This is a genomic window from Sulfurovum sp. bin170, assembly GCF_010892395.1.
In the GTDB taxonomy this organism is placed as follows: Bacteria; Campylobacterota; Campylobacteria; order Campylobacterales; family Sulfurovaceae; genus UBA1140.
In genome coordinates this window covers 1-6674 of record NZ_JAACKB010000082.1, presented here as the reverse complement: position 1 = coordinate 6674, position 6674 = coordinate 1, and the positions used below count along the sequence as shown (strand labels likewise).

The window sequence follows — 6674 nt, the reverse complement described above, 5'->3', positions numbered from 1 at the left end:
TTTAGGAGATTTTATGAAAAAAATAGCGATTAGTGCTTATGTCTATGGGCTGTTTATACTGTTGATGATTTTCGCAATGCTTAGTGCTTACCCAGTATATCTCTTATCACATATATGGTCTAAAAAACCAAGAATATACTTTCAAAAGATAGTACAGCAGTATTTTAGACTATTCTACAAAATGATGCCACTTTTAGGAAAAGTCAAGATAGTAAATCCCCAAATCGCAAATAGCTTCCACCCCTGTGTCTATGCCTCAACCCACCAATCATCCATAGACTACACTCTATTAGCAACAATTATTGATGACTATGTCACTCCATCAAATCATTTTATCAGCGACTTTGCACTATTTATGAGGGTTCCTAGAAATGCCCTTGGTATCTACTATATCCCAAAAGGCAAAATATCTGAGGTAGATGCAGGATATAAAAACTTCAACAAAGCACTTAAAATTAACTCATCGGTTATTATCTTTCCAGAGGGAACTAGAAATCCTACGAATGAACTAAAACCGTTTAAAAGTGGGGCATTTAGACTAGCAACCCAGCAGAGCGTTCCTATTGTCCCTATTATTATCTCTGGAACAGGAAAGATTGTATCCAAAGGGAGTAATGTTACTAAAACTTTGGATAAGAAGGATGTGACTGTTACTTTTTTAGAGCCTATCTACCCTAAAGAGGGTGAAACATTTTTAGAGTTTAGAAGAAAAGTTAAAGCTACTATGCAGGAGTATATAGATAATAATTACCCCCCAGTCTCATAAAAAGCACGAGTCGAAATATCCTCCCCACCATTTAAATCTTCACTCCAACGGTTCTCTTTAGGCTTGTCTCGAAGCACCTTTGCCAACACTTGACTAGCACTCTCGATGTCACCCTCTTTAACAGCTTTAGCAATACTCAATGCCTCATCAAAATAGAGACAAGGAATCAAATTACCCTCAGCAGTTAATCGAATACGGTTACAGTTCTCACAAAAGTCATGTTTGTGAGGGTCTATAAGTCCAAACTCGTAGCCATCATCTAGTCTATAGTTAAACGATGGACTAGCACCCTCACGACCTAAGGCATTTATGGTATGACCCTCTTTTACTTTATCTAAAATCTCTCTACCATGCATCCCCTCAATCGCTTGACTAGCATGAGCATTTTCCATATATTCGATAAACCGTACTTTGATATTTCTCTCTTTACAGTAGTCGATAATATCTAAAATCTCATTATCATTAATACCTTTGAGAGGAACCATATTTATCTTCACACCCAAGCCTACTTCTAAGGCTTTGTCTATCCCCTTAAGCACTTGTGCTAAAACATCTTTTTGAGCAATTTTATGAGCTATTTCAGGTTTAAGTGAGTCTAGTGAAATATTGAGTCTTTTAAGTCCTGCATCTTTAAGTTTTTGAGCTGTTTGTGGAAGCAAATAGGCATTAGTAGTAAGTGCCAAGTCAATATCAGGTTTATACTCAGAAATCATCTTAATAAATTTATCTAAACCCTCTCGCAGAAGTGGTTCCCCACCTGTGATACGAATCTTGGTAACCCCCTCATCCATCGCCACTTTCATAAACAAAAACAGCTCTTCAAAAGAGAGCAGATTCTCTCGTGGAACCCATGAAAAAGGTTTCTCTGGCATACAGTACTGACATCTAAAGTTACATCTCTCTGTCACCGAGACTCTAAGGTAATCAACGGTTCTTCCGTGTCCATCTATAAGCATAATAATCCATATAATAATTTTTGAGTAGAGTATCCAAATGTTAATAAAAGTGAGATGATGTGTGTCAAATCCACTGGAGTTAATTTTTTTTATTAACTCAAATTATTTTACTCTTACTTCCAAACTGATTTTGGAAGTAAAAGAGGTGGAGTTAGATTGGCAAAACCCTAATATTCTCATCGAGCTTCTGTTGAAGAATATTCTCAATAGCATAAAGTGTTCCTGTACTTGAACTCGCACATCCACTACACGCACCAAGATAACGGATATAGATGTCAAAATGAGCACCATTCTCTTTGATGTCAATGATTTCCATATCTCCACCATCCATAATCAGCATCTGACGAATATTGTCATCAATTACTTTATCTACGGCTTTGAGCTTCTGAAATATGGTCATCTGTGCAAAATCAACAGCTCCACCACCTGCTGAACTGTCTGCTGTTGCTGCCATCTTCTCTTTTTCATACTCTGCTAATAAATCAACCAAATAGATATCTTTAGCCTCATGCCCACCTGGACGAATACACGATTTACAAAATGCCCCTGCTTTAGTATAATCTGCAATCTGCTCAATGGTGGTAAGGTCATTTAAACGAATCACCTCTTTAAGGGTTGAGAGTGATACCCTCGCACACTCACAAACAATCACTTCGCTCTCAAAGCTCTCCATATCAACACCTTTGTATTGAGCGGCTGCTTTTTTGATAACATCATAAGCCATAACGCTGCAATGCATTTTTTGTGGTGGAACGGCTGGTGTATCAGGGTCATCACGCATCGCCATCTCAACATCAATGTTGGTAATCTTAACTGCTTCATCGACAGTTTTACCTTTACAAAGCTCTGCCATCGTGTCACTACTAGCAATCGCTGTACCACAACCAAAGCTTTTGAACTTTGAGTGCATAATCACATCACTTTTTGGATGTACTGCCCAGTATAGACGCACTGCATCTCCACAACTCTCAGCACCAAAATCAGCTACGATAAGTGTTGCACCCATCTCATCTGCTTGTTCTTGTGTAATCTCTCCCATATTTTGTGGGTTATTCATCAAATCCGTTACTTTTTGGCTATACTGATCCCAGATTGTACCACCTATTAAACTATCAAATCCCATACTCTCTTTCCTTTTATATTTATCTTGGAAACGATGGCTTTAGCCTCGCCTCATATTTTACGCGACTAAAGTCTGCGTTTCCTAATGTGCCGACAATCCACTCTCATGACCCTCTGGAGCATAAGCATACGAGCTAGAGATAGCTCTAAGTCTCTTAACAGCTTTTTTCACAACATCCAAAGTATAGTCCATCTCCTCTTGTGTGGTGTAACGACTCAATGAGAATCGTATCGCCGTATGAGCCAAATCATCATCTGCACCTATCGCTTCCATAACAGAGTTCGCTTCCAAATCTTCACTGGCACAAGCCGAACCTGTACTAGCTCCAATACCTGCACGGTTCATATCCCACAACATCGACTCACCCTCAATCCCTCTAAAAGAGATAAGCGTAGTATTTGGTGTTCTATTCTCTCTTGGTGTAACCACAAAAGTATCTTTGATTTTAAGAAGTTCATCTTCAAACGCATCACGCATCTCTTTGACATCTTCCATCTCATAATCCAAAGAGTCAATCGCCTGTTCCATCGCTTTACCCATACCTACAATACCAGCTACATTGAGTGTACCTGAACGGTAACCACCCATCTGTGAACCACCATGAAGTAGAGGCATAAGCTCTCTACCTTTTTTGATATAGAGTCCACCGACTCCTTTTGGTCCATGGAATTTATGAGCTGAGAAGGTCAAGTAATCTACAGGAAAACTCTGAACATCAACAGGTAGTTTACCTATCGCTTGAACAGCATCCGTATGAAAAAGCACCCTGTTATCTTCACAAATCTGACCAATCTCCTCTACAGGAAAGATAGCCCCTGTCTCGTTGTTTGCCCACATAATAGAGACTAGTGCCGTCTTGGATGTAATATTATCTCGAACACTTTGTGCTTCAATAAGTCCCTCATGATTAATCGGCAAGTAGGTGACTCTACACCCCATTGACTCTATAAACTTCGCTGTTGCCATAACCGATGGGTGTTCCACTTCACTCACAATAATGTGATTTTTTCGACCTGTTAAGATATACTCAAAATAGATACTTTTAAGTACCCAATTATTGCTCTCTGTCGCACATGAAGTGATGACTACCAAGTCCTCTTTTGGAGCATGAAGCCCTGCATAAATTTTCTCCATTGCCGTTTTCAAGTGAGGATGTGTCTCACCTGCATAGGCATGAAGTGAATTAGGGTTACCATACTTCTCTACAAAAAAAGGATCCATCACTGCTTTTACTTGTGGATCGACGATTGTAGTGGCATTATTGTCCAAATAAACTTTCATTTTTTTCCTTTTAATTTCAAATCAGACAAACTTAGTCCTAATTAACTTTCCCCATACTACATCAACAAAGCTTAAAATATAGTGATGTCATAAAAATTTTTGGATTATACTGCTTTGATGGTTAGAAATGAATGAATAGTGAACAATCTCATAGGGGTATCCCCTTGTGGATACCCTAAATTTATAATGACATGCTAAAATTCCATAAATATCATAAATATATAGACTAGAGGATTTAATGAACAATAATCAAGAGTTTGAACAGACCATTACTAAAATGTTAGAACTACTAGGAGAAGACCCAACTCGTGAAGGTCTGCTCAAAACTCCAAGCCGTGTCGCCAAAGCACTACAATTCTTAACCGAAGGATATAATCAAGACCCAAAAGAGATTTTGAACCAAGCACTGTTTACAAGTAGCAATGATGAGATGGTAGTAGTAAGAGATATAGAGTTCTACTCCATGTGTGAACACCATATGCTCCCAATCATAGGTCGAGTACATGTAGCCTATATCCCTGATGGCAAAGTGGTAGGTCTCTCCAAAATCCCAAGAATTGTTAATGTTTTTGCTAGAAGATTACAAATCCAAGAGCAGATGACCGAGCAGATAGCTGATGCGATAACAGAGACTATCAATCCTAAAGGGGTTGCTGTTGTGGTTCATGCACGGCATATGTGTATGGAGATGAGAGGAGTACAGAAGATAAACTCTACTACCGTCTCTTCTGCACTTAGGGGGTTATTTAAGAGTGACCAACGGACTAGGAGTGAGTTTTATAATATTATTAATACTCCTGCCCCCTCTAATTTTTAGAGGAGAATAGAACCTTACAGTTCAAACGACTAATATTCCCATCGTCCAAAACAGCTATATTATTAATAAGTAATTTTACTTTAACTTTCTCATTGGTATAACTATACTCCATTCGGTCAGAGACGATGGATTTCTGCAGATAAGGAGTTGTTCTACCCTCTTCCTTTTCCAATAGCTCAATCAAACTGTTCATATTCATCTTAATCAAACTACTATTGCCATCTATGATATGCAAATTATTATCCACAAACAGTATACTGATATTACCATCTATCATCGGTTTTTTTCTACTATTTGCGTCCCTATAATAACGAAAATCTGTTAACCACTGATAACCATCAACTTTGATACTCTCTGAATTTTTAACTGACTGGAAAATACTTACCTTATGATTAAGCGTTCCTATACGCAAATAATTTCTCCATTCCCAACGATTAATAAATCTAAACCCTAACTCTTTGGTTGCAAAACGAGGGAAATTCTCTACGGTATGGTACTCTTTTGTAGTTGTGGAGTTCATATCCTCTAAAATTTTGTTATGTTTCTCAACTATTTTGGGAATTACAGAGATTAGAGACTCTTTTCCGTGACTATGGCTTAGATACGAGATAAGATTTGAAATCTTGTATTTGGTCTCTATATCAAGTTTTTCGGATATAGGTTTAGCCTCCTCTATCATCTTATAGAGTCGTTGAGTTTGGTCATTTCTACTAACCTCAGAAGCAGAGTATTTACCAAACTGTGAACTGATAATCAATAGACTTAGGGAGATAAAGAGCCACTTATAACTAGCACTCTTGATTAGAATGAAATAGAGTGACATCAGAAGTAACCAGACTCCAAAAAGTGCAATAAAATAGCGACTCTCTGTAAATCCATACTCATCTATCCTTATCCATATCGCTACACCCAACATAAGGGTCTGTATCAAAACAGCTATCCATATATACCTCTTGTACTTCTCATCCTCTTCACTCCAAAGAGGTGTCCAAAATAGATAAGTAGCGATTGCAACCACGGAGAAAGCGACCGTAATCCAAGCCAATATCCCTTTTGGGAACTCCATACTAACCAGTATTTTAATATCATAGGCAAATAGAATCAGAAAGTAACCAATTGCTAGAGATGTCAATATATATTTGGTGAAGATAACCTCTACTTTTGTGTAAGTTCTAACCTGAACTAATAGAATATATTTTGGCATCTGTGAAAGAAAAAAATTGACCCCATATAGTCCAAAGACCATAATAGCCAGTTGAGCATACCTTCTACTAGCAATATCTATCTCAAAGAGTCTATCTATAGCGTATATAGCCAAACTAAGCCCTGCATAGAGAATCAAAGAGAGTATAGTTGTTGCAAATAGAGCCAAGATAATATTTTGCGTCCACTCCCAGATATTTTTGTTGGAGATTTTTACACTGACAAAAGGTGCCCAGATAAGCATGAGAAAAAGAGATAGTATCAAAAGAGTATGTCTAAAGAAGATATGACTCTCTGAATCAGATATATTACTAGGCAAAATATAGTAGTATCCTGCTAAAATCATTATACCAATAAGTGCCAATAGAAAACTTGGATAGAGAAGACGCAAAGCAGGAAAAAGAACAACACCTAGAGATGCTACAAAAGCAACTTTTGTTGCTAATATAACAATCTCACTCCCTTTTTGATAAAACTCCAACTCAATAAGACTTATCAGAATAACTGTCAATAAAAAAGCAGATAGAC

6 protein-coding genes are annotated in these 6674 nt (G+C 37.7%); 2 read left to right on the top strand and 4 right to left on the bottom strand.

Going from position 1 to position 6674, the window contains the following annotated elements:
- Positions 1-13 precede the first annotated feature (13 nt).
- Positions 14-766: a lysophospholipid acyltransferase family protein gene (locus GSY74_RS01970; protein ID WP_164663439.1), complete on the top strand. Its 753-nt coding sequence runs from the start codon at positions 14-16 to the stop codon at positions 764-766.
- Here the strand turns inward: GSY74_RS01970 and moaA are convergent.
- From moaA to GSY74_RS01955, 3 genes are all read right to left on the bottom strand, one after another.
- Positions 748-1722 (bottom strand): GTP 3',8-cyclase MoaA, encoded by a 975-nt coding sequence (moaA, locus tag GSY74_RS01965; protein ID WP_164663438.1) that lies wholly within the window; start codon positions 1720-1722, stop codon positions 748-750. The two genes, GSY74_RS01970 and moaA, sit on opposite strands and share 19 nt — an antisense overlap.
- Before the next feature lie 151 nt (positions 1723-1873).
- Entirely contained in the window at positions 1874-2845 is a 972-nt protein-coding gene (locus GSY74_RS01960; protein ID WP_164663437.1) for an iron-sulfur cluster assembly scaffold protein, read from the bottom strand.
- A gap of 81 nt (positions 2846-2926) precedes the next feature.
- Positions 2927-4126: a NifS family cysteine desulfurase gene (locus GSY74_RS01955; protein ID WP_164663436.1), complete on the bottom strand. Its 1200-nt coding sequence runs from the start codon at positions 4124-4126 to the stop codon at positions 2927-2929.
- Positions 4127-4364: 238 nt separating this feature from the next.
- Here GSY74_RS01955 and folE point away from each other — a divergent pair, with 238 nt between their 5' ends.
- Positions 4365-4943 carry a GTP cyclohydrolase I FolE gene (gene folE / locus GSY74_RS01950; RefSeq protein WP_164663435.1) on the top strand — a complete coding sequence of 193 codons (579 nt, stop codon included), beginning with the start codon at positions 4365-4367 and terminating at the stop codon, positions 4941-4943.
- Here folE and GSY74_RS01945 read toward each other — a convergent pair.
- Positions 4933-6674, bottom strand: a 1742-nt coding sequence (locus tag GSY74_RS01945) for a DUF4153 domain-containing protein (RefSeq protein WP_164663434.1), incomplete at its 5' end; no start/stop codon positions are given. The genes folE and GSY74_RS01945 overlap by 11 nt on opposite strands.